The sequence below is a fragment of the Falsiroseomonas sp. genome (genome assembly GCF_030695085.1).
In the GTDB taxonomy this organism is placed as follows: Bacteria; Pseudomonadota; Alphaproteobacteria; order Acetobacterales; family Acetobacteraceae; genus Falsiroseomonas.
On the sequence record NZ_JAUYTS010000064.1, the window covers coordinates 12,787 to 25,138 of the forward strand.

15 protein-coding genes are annotated in these 12,352 nt (G+C 70.2%); 10 read left to right on the plus strand and 5 right to left on the minus strand.

Annotated features, from left to right (window positions below):
• Positions 1-30 precede the first annotated feature (30 nt).
• From Q8S40_RS07835 to Q8S40_RS07845, 3 genes are all read right to left on the minus strand, one after another.
• Positions 31-903: a fumarylacetoacetate hydrolase family protein gene (locus Q8S40_RS07835; protein WP_305669937.1), complete on the minus strand. Its 873-nt coding sequence runs from the start codon at positions 901-903 to the stop codon at positions 31-33.
• Positions 904-939: 36 nt separating this feature from the next.
• Positions 940-2,790, minus strand: coding sequence for a TRAP transporter permease (locus Q8S40_RS07840; RefSeq protein WP_305669938.1), 1,851 nt, complete (start codon positions 2,788-2,790; stop codon positions 940-942).
• Between the two features lie 147 nt (positions 2,791-2,937).
• Positions 2,938-3,882: a TAXI family TRAP transporter solute-binding subunit gene (locus Q8S40_RS07845; protein ID WP_305669939.1), complete on the minus strand. Its 945-nt coding sequence runs from the start codon at positions 3,880-3,882 to the stop codon at positions 2,938-2,940.
• A gap of 219 nt (positions 3,883-4,101) precedes the next feature.
• Here Q8S40_RS07845 and Q8S40_RS07850 point away from each other — a divergent pair, with 219 nt between their 5' ends.
• Positions 4,102-4,830: an SOS response-associated peptidase gene (locus tag Q8S40_RS07850; protein WP_305669940.1), complete on the plus strand. Its 729-nt coding sequence runs from the start codon at positions 4,102-4,104 to the stop codon at positions 4,828-4,830.
• Positions 4,831-4,860: 30 nt separating this feature from the next.
• Positions 4,861-5,934: a ribosome small subunit-dependent GTPase A gene (gene rsgA / locus Q8S40_RS07855; protein WP_305669941.1), complete on the plus strand. Its 1,074-nt coding sequence runs from the start codon at positions 4,861-4,863 to the stop codon at positions 5,932-5,934.
• A gap of 33 nt (positions 5,935-5,967) precedes the next feature.
• Here the strand turns inward: rsgA and dksA are convergent, their stop codons facing one another.
• Entirely contained in the window at positions 5,968-6,381 is a 414-nt protein-coding gene (dksA, locus tag Q8S40_RS07860; protein WP_304811405.1) for an RNA polymerase-binding protein DksA, read from the minus strand.
• A gap of 134 nt (positions 6,382-6,515) precedes the next feature.
• Positions 6,516-6,944, minus strand: a complete 429-nt coding sequence (locus Q8S40_RS07865) for a flagellar assembly protein FliX (protein ID WP_305669942.1) — start codon at positions 6,942-6,944, stop codon at positions 6,516-6,518.
• 193 nt (positions 6,945-7,137) lie between these two features.
• Here Q8S40_RS07865 and Q8S40_RS07870 point away from each other — a divergent pair, with 193 nt between their 5' ends.
• The 8 genes from Q8S40_RS07870 to Q8S40_RS07905 all read left to right on the plus strand — a co-directional run bounded on the left by Q8S40_RS07870 (position 7,138) and on the right by Q8S40_RS07905 (position 12,350).
• A complete protein-coding gene (locus tag Q8S40_RS07870; protein ID WP_305669943.1) occupies positions 7,138-8,247 on the plus strand; it encodes a flagellar basal body P-ring protein FlgI in 1,110 nt (369 codons plus the stop codon).
• Positions 8,247-8,600 (plus strand): rod-binding protein, encoded by a 354-nt coding sequence (locus Q8S40_RS07875; RefSeq protein WP_305669944.1) that lies wholly within the window; start codon positions 8,247-8,249, stop codon positions 8,598-8,600. The genes Q8S40_RS07870 and Q8S40_RS07875 overlap by 1 nt, the downstream gene beginning before the upstream one ends.
• The gene (locus Q8S40_RS07880; RefSeq protein WP_304811364.1) at positions 8,597-8,992 is read left to right on the plus strand and encodes a hypothetical protein; all 396 of its coding nucleotides are present in this window, start codon (positions 8,597-8,599) and stop codon (positions 8,990-8,992) included. The genes Q8S40_RS07875 and Q8S40_RS07880 overlap by 4 nt, the downstream gene beginning before the upstream one ends.
• Before the next feature lie 76 nt (positions 8,993-9,068).
• Positions 9,069-9,623 carry a permease gene (locus Q8S40_RS07885; RefSeq protein ID WP_304811366.1) on the plus strand — a complete coding sequence of 185 codons (555 nt, stop codon included), beginning with the start codon at positions 9,069-9,071 and terminating at the stop codon, positions 9,621-9,623.
• A complete protein-coding gene (locus tag Q8S40_RS07890; protein ID WP_304811368.1) occupies positions 9,620-10,132 on the plus strand; it encodes a permease in 513 nt (170 codons plus the stop codon). Before Q8S40_RS07885 ends, Q8S40_RS07890 begins: the two co-directional genes overlap by 4 nt.
• Positions 10,133-10,188: 56 nt before the next feature.
• Positions 10,189-10,965, plus strand: a complete 777-nt coding sequence (locus Q8S40_RS07895; protein WP_305669945.1) for a RibD family protein — start codon at positions 10,189-10,191, stop codon at positions 10,963-10,965.
• Positions 10,962-11,939: a zinc-binding alcohol dehydrogenase gene (locus Q8S40_RS07900; protein ID WP_305669946.1), complete on the plus strand. Its 978-nt coding sequence runs from the start codon at positions 10,962-10,964 to the stop codon at positions 11,937-11,939. The genes Q8S40_RS07895 and Q8S40_RS07900 overlap by 4 nt, the downstream gene beginning before the upstream one ends.
• 12 nt (positions 11,940-11,951) lie before the next feature.
• Entirely contained in the window at positions 11,952-12,350 is a 399-nt protein-coding gene (locus Q8S40_RS07905) for a 6-carboxytetrahydropterin synthase (protein WP_216876660.1), read from the plus strand.
• Positions 12,351-12,352: the final 2 nt, after the last annotated feature.

The following is a 12,352-nucleotide window of genomic DNA, read 5'->3' on the forward strand; positions in this document are numbered from 1 at the left end:
AAGCGCGGTTAAGGGCACCGCGCCCCGAGGTCAGAAAGCCGGATCATCCGCGATGCTGTTCCGCAGCACGCCGATCCCCTCCACCTCGACCTCCATCTGCATCCCCGGCGCCAGGAACAGCGGCGGCTTGCGCGCATAGCCGACGCCGGAGGGGGTGCCGGTGGCGATCACGTCGCCCGGCTCCAGCGTCATCACCTCGGACAGGATGGCGATGCAGCGGGCGACGGGGAAGATCATGTCGCCGGTGGTGCTGTCCTGCACCAGCTGGCCATCGACACGGGCCATGATCCGCAGCGGCGCGGCGCCGGGCGGCAGTTCATCCGCCGTCACGATCTCCGGCCCGAAGGCGCCGGTGCGGTCGAAATTCTTGCCCATGGTCCACTGCGTGGATTTGCGCTGGTAGTCGCGCACCGAGCCATCGTTGAACAGCGAATAGCCGGCCACATGGTCCAGCGCCTGCGCTTCCGTCACGTTGCGGGCCCGGCGGCCGATGATGATGGCCAGCTCCGCCTCATAGTCCAGCTTCTCGGAGGCGCCCTTCGGCCGCAGCATCGGCTGACCCGGCCCGGTCAGGCTGGTCTGCACGCGCAGGAACACGGCCGGATAGTCGGGGATCGGGTTGCCGCCTTCCTTGGCGTGCAGCGCGTAGTTCAGCCCGATGCAGACCACCTTGCCGGGACGCGCGATCGGCATGGCGAGGGTCAGCCCGGCCAGCGGCAGGTGGGTGGAGGCCGGGGCCGCCGCCGCCGCGGCGCCGAGCCGGGCCAGCGTGTCACCGCCGGCCTGGAGCAGCGCCAGCGTATCATCCGCGAAGCCGGACAGCGCCGCCACCGGCACCACCTGGTCGCCGATCCGCACGCCGGCGACGACGCGCCCCGCATCGTCGAAGCTCAACAGGCGCATGTTCGATTCCCGTCCTAATGAAGTGGAAGGCGAGGTTCAGGCCACCGCGGCGCGGCGGCGCTGCACCAGTTGCAGCAGCAGCACGCCGCCGCCGAAGACGATGCCGATGCCATCCGTCAGCAGCCCGGGCTTGATCAGCGCGATCGCCGCGATGAACAGCGCCACCCTTTCCCACATCGGCGTCGGCCGCAGCAGGTAGGCGTGCAGCGATGCCGCCAGCAGCAGGCAGCCTGCGGTGGCGCTGCTGACCGCGAAGATCACCTCGCCCCAGGTGCCGATCAGCAGCAGCGCCGGCTGGAAGACGAACATGAAGGGCACGATGAAGCCGGCCGCGCCGATCTTCATCGCCGCCCAGCCGCTCGCCCACATATCCGTCTTGGCGAGCCCCGCCGCGGCGAAGACCGCGAGCGCCACCGGCGGCGTGATGGCGGACAGGATGGCGAAGTAGAAGGCGAACAGGTGGGCTGCCGGCACCACCACGCCCATCGCGATCAGGGCGGGCACGAGCAGGGAGACCATGACGATATAGGCCGGCGTGGTCGGCATCCCCATGCCGAGGATGATGCCGGCGATCATGGTCAGGATCAGCGCGAAGATCAGGTTGTTGTCGGCGACATTCACCACGAGCTGGGTGAAGGTGATGCCAAGCCCGGTCAGCGCGATCAGCCCGATGACGATGCCCGCGCAGGCGCAGGCCATGGCGATGCCGAGCGTGTTGCGGGCGCCATCCAGCAGCGCATCCCACACCGCGGCGATGGTGACATGGTGGCGGCTGTTGGCGCGCAGCGCCGCGGCGGGGAAGCAGGCCAGCGTCGCCACCAGCGCCACCAGCGGCGCCGAATAGCCGCCGAACAGGCCGATGATGATGACCAGGATGGGCATGAACAGGTGCCAGCTCTCGCGCAGCACGTCGCGCAGCTTCGGCACCTCGTCATCCGGAAGGCCGGCCAGGCCGGCGCGCTTCGCCTCGAAATGCACCGCGGCGAAGGTGGCCACGTAATACAGCAGCGCCGGGATCAGCGCCCAGGTGATGACCTGGATGTAGGACACGCCGAGGAATTCGGCCATGACGAAGGCGGCAGCCCCCATGATCGGCGGCATGATCTGCCCGCCGGTGCTGGCCACCGCCTCCACGCCCGCCGCGAATTGCGGGCGGAAGCCGCTGCGCTTCATCAGCGGGATGGTCACCTGCCCCGTCACCATCACATTGGCGACCGCGGAGCCGGAGACGGAGCCGAACAGGGAGGAGGAGACAACCGCCACCTTGCCAGGCCCGCCACTGCTGCGTCCGGTCAGCGCCAGTGCGAAATCCATGAACAGCTTGCCGACGCCCGAGCGTTCCATGAACGACCCGAACAGCACGAAGATCACCACGAAGCCGGCGGAGACGCCGAGCGTGGAGCCGAAGATGCCATCCGTGGTCAGGTACAGCTGGTCCAGCATGGCCAGCGCGCCGACATCGGTGAAGAAGTAGGACCACAGCAGGAAGACCGAGGCGGTCAGCGGCAGCGCCCAGCCGATGACCCGGCGCGTGGCTTCCAGGATCAGCGCGACCAGCACCCAGCCGCCGATGATGTCGGCTGGCCGCGGGTCATCGATGTAGGGAATTCGGTTCACCAGCCAGTCATATTCCACGAACAGCCGGCCGACCGCCCAGATGGACAGCGCGCAGAGCAGCCAATCCTCCGGCCCCGGGACCGGGCGGCTGCCGTCCTTGGGAGGGCGCAACGGGAACAGGATGAAGACCAATGCCATGGCAAACAGCAGATGCGTGCCACGGAAGATCACCGCCTCGGGCGGTGAGGTTGCGATGGCCCACATATGGTACACGGCCATGACAGCCGCGATGGTGCCGGCCAGCCAATGCATGGCGCGCGCATAGGTCATCGCCGTTTTTCCCGTATCCTGAACGCTGTGTAATTTGGTTTTTGGGCGGATGCATCAGGGCCGGAGCCGGGCCTGCCGTGGCAGCCCGTCATCCGGCCCTTCGCGTCGTCTTGCGCGCCCGGACCCGCCGGGCGCGCCCTCATGGCCTCAGCGAGACGCGGCTTCCTGGTAGAAGCGCGCCGCACCCGGATGCATCGGCACGCCGATATCGGCGCCGCCGGTCGCCGGCGTGCTGTCACGCATGGCGGCCACGATGTTGCGCAGCGTGCCGACATTGTCCCAGAGCAGCTTCACCATCTGGTAGACCTGATCCGGGTTGCGGTCGCAATTGGTGATCAGGTGCGCCGTGTAGGTGATCTGGGTCGGCGTGCCTTCCTGCTGCGGATAGGTGTTGGCCGGCAGCGGCGCGCCCTGGTAGCCCGGGTTGATCTCCCGCATCTTGTCCACGTAGCGGGACAGGTCGATGATCCGCATCTGGCGCGCGCTGGCCAGGTCCATCACGGCGCTGGCCGGGATGGTGGTGCCGAGGGTGAAGACCTGGGCATGGCCGTCACGCAGCAGGCCCACCGCATCCGTGTAGCTGGACTGGAAGCTGGCGCGCACATCGCTGTAGCGCATGCCCGCGGCCTGCAGGATGTGCTGCGTCACCACCTCGGCCGTGTTGCCGCGCGGCTGCAGCGCGATCGGACGGCCGCGCATGTCCTCGATGGAATTGATTCCGGAATCGGCCAGGGCGATCACCTGGAACCATTGCGGGTAGAGCGAGCCGATGTTGCAGACATTGCTCACCGCCTCGGGGAAGGGCGCGCGGCCGGCGATGCCGTCCACGGTGCTGATGGAGTTGCCGAAGGCCACCTGGGCGCGGTTGGCGCCGATGCCGCGCACATTGGCCACACCGGCACCCGGCAGCGTCTGCACCGTCAGCCCGGGCATGGCGCTTTCCCAGATGTTCTTCAGCGCGCCCGCGATCGGCACCCAGGCGCCGCCCTGCGGGCCGGTCATGAAGCGCATCGTCTCCTGCGCCGTGGCGGGGGTTGCGATCACGGCGGCGCCCAGCATGGCAAATGCCGCGGCGGCGGTTCGGATGGTCATTCTTTTTCTCCCTGAACGCATCTTGGTCGTGCCCTGGGGTATTCCCGATGGGAAGTCGTCCGACAACCCCGCGTGATGCTGGCGGCCGCACATTTCCGCCACAAACCCGCATCGCCCACCGGCGCCCAGTGCGGTTCAGGATAGTCTTCCTGGCCTGGGCCGCCCGGCGCCGCCGGGCTAGGATGCGCGCAGCAAGCGATGAGAGGGGATTCGCGGCGCATGTGCGGACGCTACCTGTTGCAGCGGACCCCGGCCGAGCTGGCGCAGTTCTTCGCCACCAGCAACCCGACTCCGAACCACGCGCCATCCTGGAACATCGCCGTGACGCAGACCTCCCTGGTGGTGCGCCGCCACCCGGAAAGCGGCGAACGCCACCTGGATGCGCTGCGATGGGGCCTGGTGCCGCGCTGGGCCGCGGATGCCAAGGACGCGGCCAGGCTGATGAACGCCCGCGCCGACGGCATCGCCGAGAAACCCTCGTTCCGCGAGGCCTTCCGCAAGCGGCGCTGCCTGGTGCCGATGGATGCCTTCTACGAATGGCGCAAGGCGGAGGATGGCAGCAAGCAGGCCTATGCCGTGGCGCAGGCGGATGGCCTGCCGATGGCGGTTGCCGGCCTGTGGGAAGGCTGGAAACAGCCCGATGGCGCCTGGCTGCGGACCTTCACCGTCATCACGACGGAGGCGAATGAGAAGCAGGCCCTGGTGCATGCCCGCATGCCCGTGGTGCTGCCGCCCGAGGTCTGGGACGCCTGGCTGGGTGAGGAACCGGCGGAGCCGGAGGATTTGCAGGAATTGCTGGTGCCCTGCCCGGCCGAGGAATTGCTCGCCTGGCCCGTGGATAACCGCGTCGGCAAGGTCTCGGAGAACGACGCCCGCCTGCCCCGCCGCGACCCCACCGCCAGCCCGCCGCCCGAATTGGACGACGCACCGCCGGATTGGGTGGCCTAGGATGCCGCACACCCTGCGAGAGACCCCCGTTTGATCGAACACCATGGCTGGTCCGAGGCGTGGCGGCTGGCCTTCGAGCCGCATGCGCGCGCCGGCCATATCCCCGGCCGCATCATCGTGCAGCGGCGCGAAGCCAATCTGGTGGCAACGGACCTCGGCATCCTGACGGCGCGGCTCTCGGGCCGGCTGCGGCATGAGGCGCGGGAGGCCGGCCATCCCGCCGCCGGCGACTGGGTGGCCCTGTCCGCCAAGGCCGAGCAGGGCACCGCCACCATCCACGCCGTCCTGCCGCGCCGCACCGCCTTCGTGCGCCGGGCGGCGGACAGCGTGCAGACCTTGCAGGTGATCGCCGCCAATATCGACGTGGTCTTCGTCGTCACCTCGCTGAATGCGGACCTCAATCCGCGGCGGCTGGAGCGTTTCCTGGCCGCGGCCTGGCAGAGCGGGGCGCGGCCGGTGGTGGTGTTGACCAAGGCCGACCTGGCCGAGCAACCCGAAGCCCAGGCCGCCGAGATCGCCACCCTTGCCGCGGGCTGCCCGGTGCTGATCGTCTCCGCGCGCCAGGGGCTGGGCCTTGGCGCCATGATGGAGCACATCCGGCCCGGCGAGACCTGCGTGCTGATCGGCTCCTCCGGCGTCGGCAAATCCACGCTGGTGAATGCCCTGCTGGGGGAGGAGCGGATGGCGACCCAGGAAATCCGGGCCGCGGACGCGCGCGGGCGCCATACCACCAGTTCCCGCCACCTCATTCTTCTGCCGGGCGGCGGGCTGCTGCTCGACACGCCGGGCATTCGGGAGGTCGGCCTGATCGACGCCGAGGCCGGTCTCAGCACCGTCTTCGAGGATATCGAGCAACTGGCCGGGAATTGCCGCTTCCGCGATTGCAGCCACACTTCCGAACCCGGCTGCGCGGTGCGCGCCGCGCTGGAGGCGGGTACGCTCGACGCCGGGCGCTGGGCGCATTTCCAGAAGCTGGAGCAGGAACTGGCCGCGTCGGGCCAGGCAAAAGACCGGGCGGCGCAGGAGGTTCAGCGCCGTCGCCAGGCGGGGCAGCAGCGAGCCTACCGGTCGTCGAAGAAGGACCTGCTCGGCCCTTCCTCCTGATATGGCGGCGCGGGCTCTGCCCCGCGCCCGTCCTCAGTCGTCGCGGTGCACCCGCTCCATCCGCTCATGGCGCTCCTGCGCCTCGATCGACATGGTGGCGATCGGGCGGGCCTCCAGCCGGCGCAGGCCGATCGGCTCCCCGCTCTCCTCGCAATAGCCGTAGGTGCCGTTCTCCACCCGCTCCAGCGCCTGGTCGATCTTGGAGATCAGCTTGCGCGCCCGGTCCCGGGTGCGAAGTTCCAGCGCCCGGTCGGTCTCGACGCTGGCCCGGTCGGTCAGGTCAGCCTCGATGATTCCCCCCTGGCCCATGGAGGTCAGGGTCTCACCCGCCTCCCGCACCAGATCCGCCCGCCACTTTAAAAGCTTCTGCCGAAAATACTCCAGCTGGAGTGGGTTCATGAACTCTTCGTCGCTGCTCGGACGATAATCCGGCGGCAAGGTTACCAGCATGGCAGGACTTCCCCAACCTTAGCCGCCCAGGGCCCGGCGCCCGGGGGGCGAAAGCGGCCGGACCATAGTGGCGGGAATGGGGCCGGTGCAAGGCCTCGTTTCGCCGCAAGCTCCTGATCTTCGCGTGCTTTTCAATTGGATGACCTAACCGCGACAGTTCTGCGCGCCAACTCCAGCCGCGCCCGCAGCCGAACTTCGGCCAGCAGGGCGCCCAGTTCGGGTGCCAGGCCGGCCTCCGGCGCCGCCGCCAGCGCCTCCAGCCGGGCCAGCCGCCCGGCGTCGCGGGGATCCTCGCGCAGCAGGTCCAGTTGCAGCCCGCGCAGCTCATCCAGCGCCTGGGATGCGCGGCGGCGGGCGCGGTCAGCCACCGCCTCGGGCCGGTCCGGCGCGCCCGATTCCTGCAACGCCAGCAGCCCGCCCATCGCGGGCGGCGCGGCCACCCCGGCGGTGGCGGCCGCATCGCCGCCAGCATCGGGCAGCGCAAAGCCGCCGGCACTCCGCCGCGGCCGTCCCGCCTGAACCCCGCTGAACCCCACCGGCCGCACCGGACCCACTGCCATCCTCGCCTTCCCCCATCCCTTGTCCTTGCCGCACAAGCTGCCGGGTCCCGGCAGCCCCTGCCCCGCCCCGGCAAAGCCTGCCGGTCGAAGGGGCCCTCCGCCCTGGCACGCCGGTTGCGAAGGTCTCCCCACGCCCCTCCACCAGGAAGGCGGCGGCGAGGAGGAGAGTGTGGCGACAAAACCTTGCCTGAGGATGAGCGGTCTCCGGCGCCCATGGCTGGCGCTGTTGTTCATCCTCCTCCTCTCGCCGGCGGGCGCGCTTGGCCAGGTTCGCATCAAGGACATCGCGGATGTCGAGGGCATGCGGGAGAACCAGCTGGTTGGCTACGGGCTGGTGGTCGGGTTGAACGGCACGGGCGACAAGCTGCGCTCCGCCGTCTTCACCCGGCAGTCGCTGATCGGCGTGCTGGAGCGCCTTGGCGTGAATACGCGGGACCAGGAACGCCAGCTCGATACCCGCAACGTCGCGGCGGTGATGGTGACCGCCAACCTGCCTGCCTTCGCCCGCACCGGCAGCCGCATCGATATTGCGGTCTCCGCACTTGGCGATGCCACCAACCTCACCGGCGGCATGCTGCTGGTGACCCCCCTGCTGGCCGCGGATGGGGAGGTTTATGCGGTGGCGCAGGGGCCGATCGTGACCGGCGCGGTTTCCGCCCGCGGTGCCGCCGGGTCCGTCACCCGTGGCGTGCCGACCTCCGGCCGCATCGCCAATGGCGCGACGGTGGAACGCGAGGTGGCCTACAGCTTCGCCTCCGGCGACCGGCTGCGCCTGTCGCTCCGCAACCCGGACCTGACCACGGCGCGGCGCATCGCCGCCGTCATCAACCGCACGGTGGGCGGCACCCCCGCCACCGCGACCGACCCGCGCACCGTCAGCCTCAGCCTGGCCGGGCGGGATTCGGTGGCCTTCCTCGCGCAGATCGAGCAGCTGCGGGTGGAGCCGGACCAGGTTGCCCGCGTGGTGATCGAGGAGGCCTCCGGCACCATCGTCATGGGCGCCAATGTGCGGCTGTCCACCGTCGCGATCGCGCAGGGCAACCTGACCATCCGCATCACCGAGACGCCGCAGGTGGTGCAGCCCAATGCGCTGGCGGGCGGGCAGACCGCGGTGGTGCCGCGCACCAATGTGGAGGTGGACGACCAGGCGGAACGTCGCCTTGGCATCCTGCGTGGCGCGGTGACGCTGGAGGATCTGGTGCGCGGGCTGAACGGCCTCGGCGTCGGGCCGCGCGACATGATCACCATCCTGCAGACCATCAAGGCCGCCGGCGCGTTGCAGGCCGAGCTGGAGGTGCGCTGATGAACATCGCCCCGGCCATCGCACCCGCGCCGCTCGCCGGGCCCCGCGCGAACCAGAGCCCGGCCGCGCTGCGGCGTGCCGCACGGGAATTCGAGGCCCAGGCCCTGGCGGCCCTGCTGCAGCCGATGTTCCAGGGCCTCGACACCAAGGCGCCCTTCGGCGGCGGGCCGGCGGAGGGCCAATGGCGCCCGATGCTGGTCGATGCCATCGCCAAAGACCTGGCGAAAGCCGGCGGCCTCGGGATCGGGGAGGCAGTGCTGCGGGAGCTGACCCGCCTCGCCGGCCTCCCGCCCCAAGGGGACCAGGTCGCCGGAACTTCTTCCCCCTCCTCCACGCAAAGGCCCACCCCATGATGCAGCCCCTGATCATTGCCGCCCAGCGCCTGACCGAAGCGCTGCGTGCGGAGAACGAGGCGCTGGCCCGCCTCGACCTCAATAGTGCCGCGGCCCTGGCCCTGCCGAAGCAGCAGGCCTCCGATGCCTTCGCCGCCGCCTATGCCGCCGCCAGCCGCACCCAGAGCAAGGCCGAGGGCGAGGATCGTGCGCGGGCCGAGGAACTGGCCCTGCGGCTGCGCGACCTGGGCGCGGAGAATCGCCGCCTGCTGGAACGCGCGATCGACCTGCAGTCCCGCGTCATCGAGACCATCGCCGGCGCCACCCGCCCGGCCGGCCCCGGCACCTATGGCGATCGCGGCCTGAACCGGGATGGGCGCCAGACGCCGCTATCACTCTCCGCACGGGCCTGAGGCGGGGGGCCCAGGCGGGGGGCCCAGGCGGGCGGCTTGCCGGATTGCATGCGGGGGCGCAGCTTGCGGCCCTCGCATGCTCCGCCGCAACGCAACATTCCTGGTGATCTCCGCCCTCACCCTGGCCGCCGCCGTCGCGGTCTGGGTTCTGCGCGGCATGGGCGCCGTGCAGCATGCGCTGGCGGCGACCTGGGACCTGATCCTGACGGTGCTGCCCTCCATCCTCGGCGGGCTGCTGCTGTCCGCCGCGCTGCGGCAATTGGTGCCGCCCGGCGCGCTGGCGCGCTGGATGGGAGCGGAAAGTGGGCTGCGCGGGCTGCTGGTGGCGACGGCCGCCGGCATGGTGATGCCCGGCGGTCCGGTCGCCGCCTTTCCCGTGGTGCTGGTGCTGGCCCAGGCGGGCGCGGATCGGGGCGCGCTGATTGCCTTCGTGCTTGCCTGGTCGCTGAACGGCTTCCAGCGGATCGTGGTGTGGGAATTGCCGATCCTGGGGCCGGATTTCGCCCTGCTGCGGCTGATCTGCGGCCTGCCGCTGCCGATCCTGGCCGGGCTGTTCGCGCGCTGGCTGCCGATCCGCTGGACCCCCGCCGATGCGCCCGGGATGCAGCCGCGGCACGAGACCAAACCATGACCTTCGGCGTCATCGGCATCTGGATCGTGGCACTCGGCGCGCTGGCGCTGTGCCTGCGGCGCAGCCCGGTGGTGGCGCGGCGCGCGGTGGTGGATGCCGGCAGCGCGCTGTGGCGCGTGCTGCCTGTGATGCTGATGGCGCTGCCGATGGCCGCGCTGATCGCCGAGTTGATTCCCGCCGGCTGGGCGGAGGCCTGGCTTGGCCCGGATAGCGGCGTGGTCGGCGTGGTGCTGGCCTCACTGGCGGGCGGGTTGTTGCCGGGCGGGCCGTTCGTCGCGTTTCCGCTGGTGCTGGGTTTCCTCAAGGCCGGCGCCGGGCCGGCGCAGATGGTGGCACTGATCTCGGGCTGGGCAATCCTCGGCCTGCACCGGACCCTGGCGTGGGAACTGCCGATCCTCGGCGGGCGCTTCATTGTGCTGCGGCTGCTGGCCAGCTTCACCCTGCCGGTGCTGGCGGGGCTGTCGGCGGAATTGCTGCTGCCGCTGTTTCCGGGTGCGACGTTGCGCTGACGCGCATCACCCGACATTGCCGCAATGCCGCCGCTTCGGCATAGCATCACCCGCAGATGAACGACGCGCCCCCCACCGAAGACACCGAATGGACCGCGCTGCTGGCTGCGCGGCGCGGTGGCGCGCTGCCGCCCGGGCAACTGGCCGCGTTGTTCGCGCCAATCCTCACCGCCCCGCAGGCCACGGATGGCTGCATCGTGATCGGACGGCTGGCGCAGACGCTGGATGGCCGCATCGCCTGCACCAATGGCGCGTCGCAATGGATCGGCGGGCGCGGCGATATCCTGCACACCCATCGCCTGCGGGCGCTGTGCGACGTGGTGCTGGTGGGTGCCGGCACCGTGCACCATGACGACCCGCGGCTGACAACGCGGGAGGTTTCCGGCCCCAACCCGGTGCGCGTGGTGCTGGACCCCGGCCGCCGCCTGCCTGCCACGCACAAGGTCTTTTGCGACGGCGCCGCACCGACTTTGCTGGCCACCATCACGCCCGGCGCCGCAACGCATGGCCAGGCGGAGGTTCTGGTGCATGCGGATCTGCCGGGCCTGCTGCGGGGCCTCGCCGCGCGCGGACTGACGAAAATCTTCGTCGAGGGTGGCGGCCGCACCATCTCCGCCTTCCTCGCCGCCGGCTGCCTGGACCGGCTGCATCTGACGGTGGCGCCCATCATCCTCGGCTCCGGCATCCCGGCCTTTTCACTGCCACAGGCGGCGCGGATCGATGACGGGCTGCGTTTCAACTGGACGCCGCACCGCATCGGCGAGGACATGCTGTTCGACATCGCCCTCGGCCGCGCCCGGCCCGGCATCTGCACCGAAGGCAAACTGCCATGAAGGCCAAGGCGCTCTGGATTACCGGCCCCTACCAGGCCGAGCTGCGCGAACACGCGCTGGAGGTGCCGGGCCCCGACCAGGCGCTGGTGGTGACGCACGCCTCCGGCATCTCGCGCGGCACCGAACGCCTGGTCTTCGCCGGGCGCGTGCCGGAAAGCCAGTGGCCGGCGATGCGCGCGCCGCTGCAGTATGGCGAATTCCCGGCGCCGCTCTCCTACGGCTATGCCGCTGTCGGCACGGTGAAGGCCGGGCCGGCGCATCTGCACGGCAGGCGGATATTCTGCCTGCACCCGCACCATGATGCCTTCGTCGCACCCGCCGCCATGTGCATCCCCATCCCGGATGCGGTGCCGGATCGCCGCGCGGTGCTCGCCGCCAATATGGAAACCGCCGTCAACATCCTTTGGGATGCGCGGCCGCTGGTCGGCGAACGCGTGCTGGTGGTGGGCGCCGGCGTGGTGGGCCTGCTGGTCACCTTCCTGCTCGGCCGCATGCCTGGCCTCGACCTGCATGTCTGCGACCTCGATGCGACGCGCGGCGATCTCGCGCAATCCTTCGGCGCAGCCTTCTGCGCGCCCGAGGATGCACCGCCGGAGCGCGACCTGGTGATCCACGCCTCCGCCAGCCCGGAGGGTCTGCGCCTCGCGCTGTCCCGCTGCGGCTTCGAGGGGCGCATCGTCGAGGCCTCCTGGTTCGGCGACAAGGCCTGCGACCTGCCGCTGGGCGAGGCCTTTCATTCAAAGCGCCTGTCGGTGATCTCGACCCAGGTGGGCCAGGTGGCACCGGCGATGCGTGGCCGGCGCACGCATGGCGACCGGCTCGCGCTCGCGCTTTCGCTGCTGGATGATGCGCGGCTGGATGCGCTGCTCGGCCCCGACACGCCGTTTTCCGAACTGCCGAATGCATTGGGCGCCTTGCTGTCGCCACCTTCCGGGTCACATCAACCGCTCTGCCCCGTCGTCACCTATTTATAAGAGAGTGTGTCCATGTTCAGCCTGACGGTCGTCGACCACATCATGATCGCGCATTCCTTCCGCGGGGAGGCCTTCGGCCCGGCGCAGCGGCTGCATGGCGCGACCTTCATCGTGGAGGCGGAGTTCCGCGCGCCGCAGCTCGATGACCTGCATCTGCTGGTCGATATCGGCCTGGCGAAGGATCATCTCCGCGCCATCCTGGCGCCGATGGATTACCGCAACCTCGATGCCGAGGATGCCTTCGCCGGCAAGAACACCACGACGGAATATCTGTGCCTGCATATCCATGGCCTGCTGGCCGCGGCCTGCCGCGATGGCGTGCTGGGTGATGGCGGCAAGGCCGTGACGGGGTTGAAGATCCTGCTGCGTGAAAGCCACATCGCCTGGGCCGCCTTCGAGGGGCCCGTCTGACC

Excerpts from the sequence above, each read along its gene's own strand:
- Q8S40_RS07835 (WP_305669937.1), bottom strand. The coding sequence starts at position 903 with ATGCGCCTGTTGAGCTTCGACGATGCGGGGCGCGTCGTCGCCGGCGTG.
- Q8S40_RS07840 (WP_305669938.1), bottom strand. The coding sequence starts at position 2,790 with ATGACCTATGCGCGCGCCATGCATTGGCTGGCCGGCACCATCGCGGCT.
- Q8S40_RS07845 (WP_305669939.1), bottom strand. The coding sequence starts at position 3,882 with ATGACCATCCGAACCGCCGCCGCGGCATTTGCCATGCTGGGCGCCGCC.
- Q8S40_RS07850 (WP_305669940.1), top strand. The coding sequence starts at position 4,102 with ATGTGCGGACGCTACCTGTTGCAGCGGACCCCGGCCGAGCTGGCGCAG.
- Q8S40_RS07865 (WP_305669942.1), bottom strand. The coding sequence starts at position 6,944 with ATGGCAGTGGGTCCGGTGCGGCCGGTGGGGTTCAGCGGGGTTCAGGCG.
- Q8S40_RS07870 (WP_305669943.1), top strand. The coding sequence starts at position 7,138 with ATGAGCGGTCTCCGGCGCCCATGGCTGGCGCTGTTGTTCATCCTCCTC.
- Q8S40_RS07875 (WP_305669944.1), top strand. The coding sequence starts at position 8,247 with ATGAACATCGCCCCGGCCATCGCACCCGCGCCGCTCGCCGGGCCCCGC.
- Q8S40_RS07880 (WP_304811364.1), top strand. The coding sequence starts at position 8,597 with ATGATGCAGCCCCTGATCATTGCCGCCCAGCGCCTGACCGAAGCGCTG.
- Q8S40_RS07885 (WP_304811366.1), top strand. The coding sequence starts at position 9,069 with ATGCTCCGCCGCAACGCAACATTCCTGGTGATCTCCGCCCTCACCCTG.
- Q8S40_RS07890 (WP_304811368.1), top strand. The coding sequence starts at position 9,620 with ATGACCTTCGGCGTCATCGGCATCTGGATCGTGGCACTCGGCGCGCTG.
- Q8S40_RS07895 (WP_305669945.1), top strand. The coding sequence starts at position 10,189 with ATGAACGACGCGCCCCCCACCGAAGACACCGAATGGACCGCGCTGCTG.
- Q8S40_RS07900 (WP_305669946.1), top strand. The coding sequence starts at position 10,962 with ATGAAGGCCAAGGCGCTCTGGATTACCGGCCCCTACCAGGCCGAGCTG.
- Q8S40_RS07905 (WP_216876660.1), top strand. The coding sequence starts at position 11,952 with ATGTTCAGCCTGACGGTCGTCGACCACATCATGATCGCGCATTCCTTC.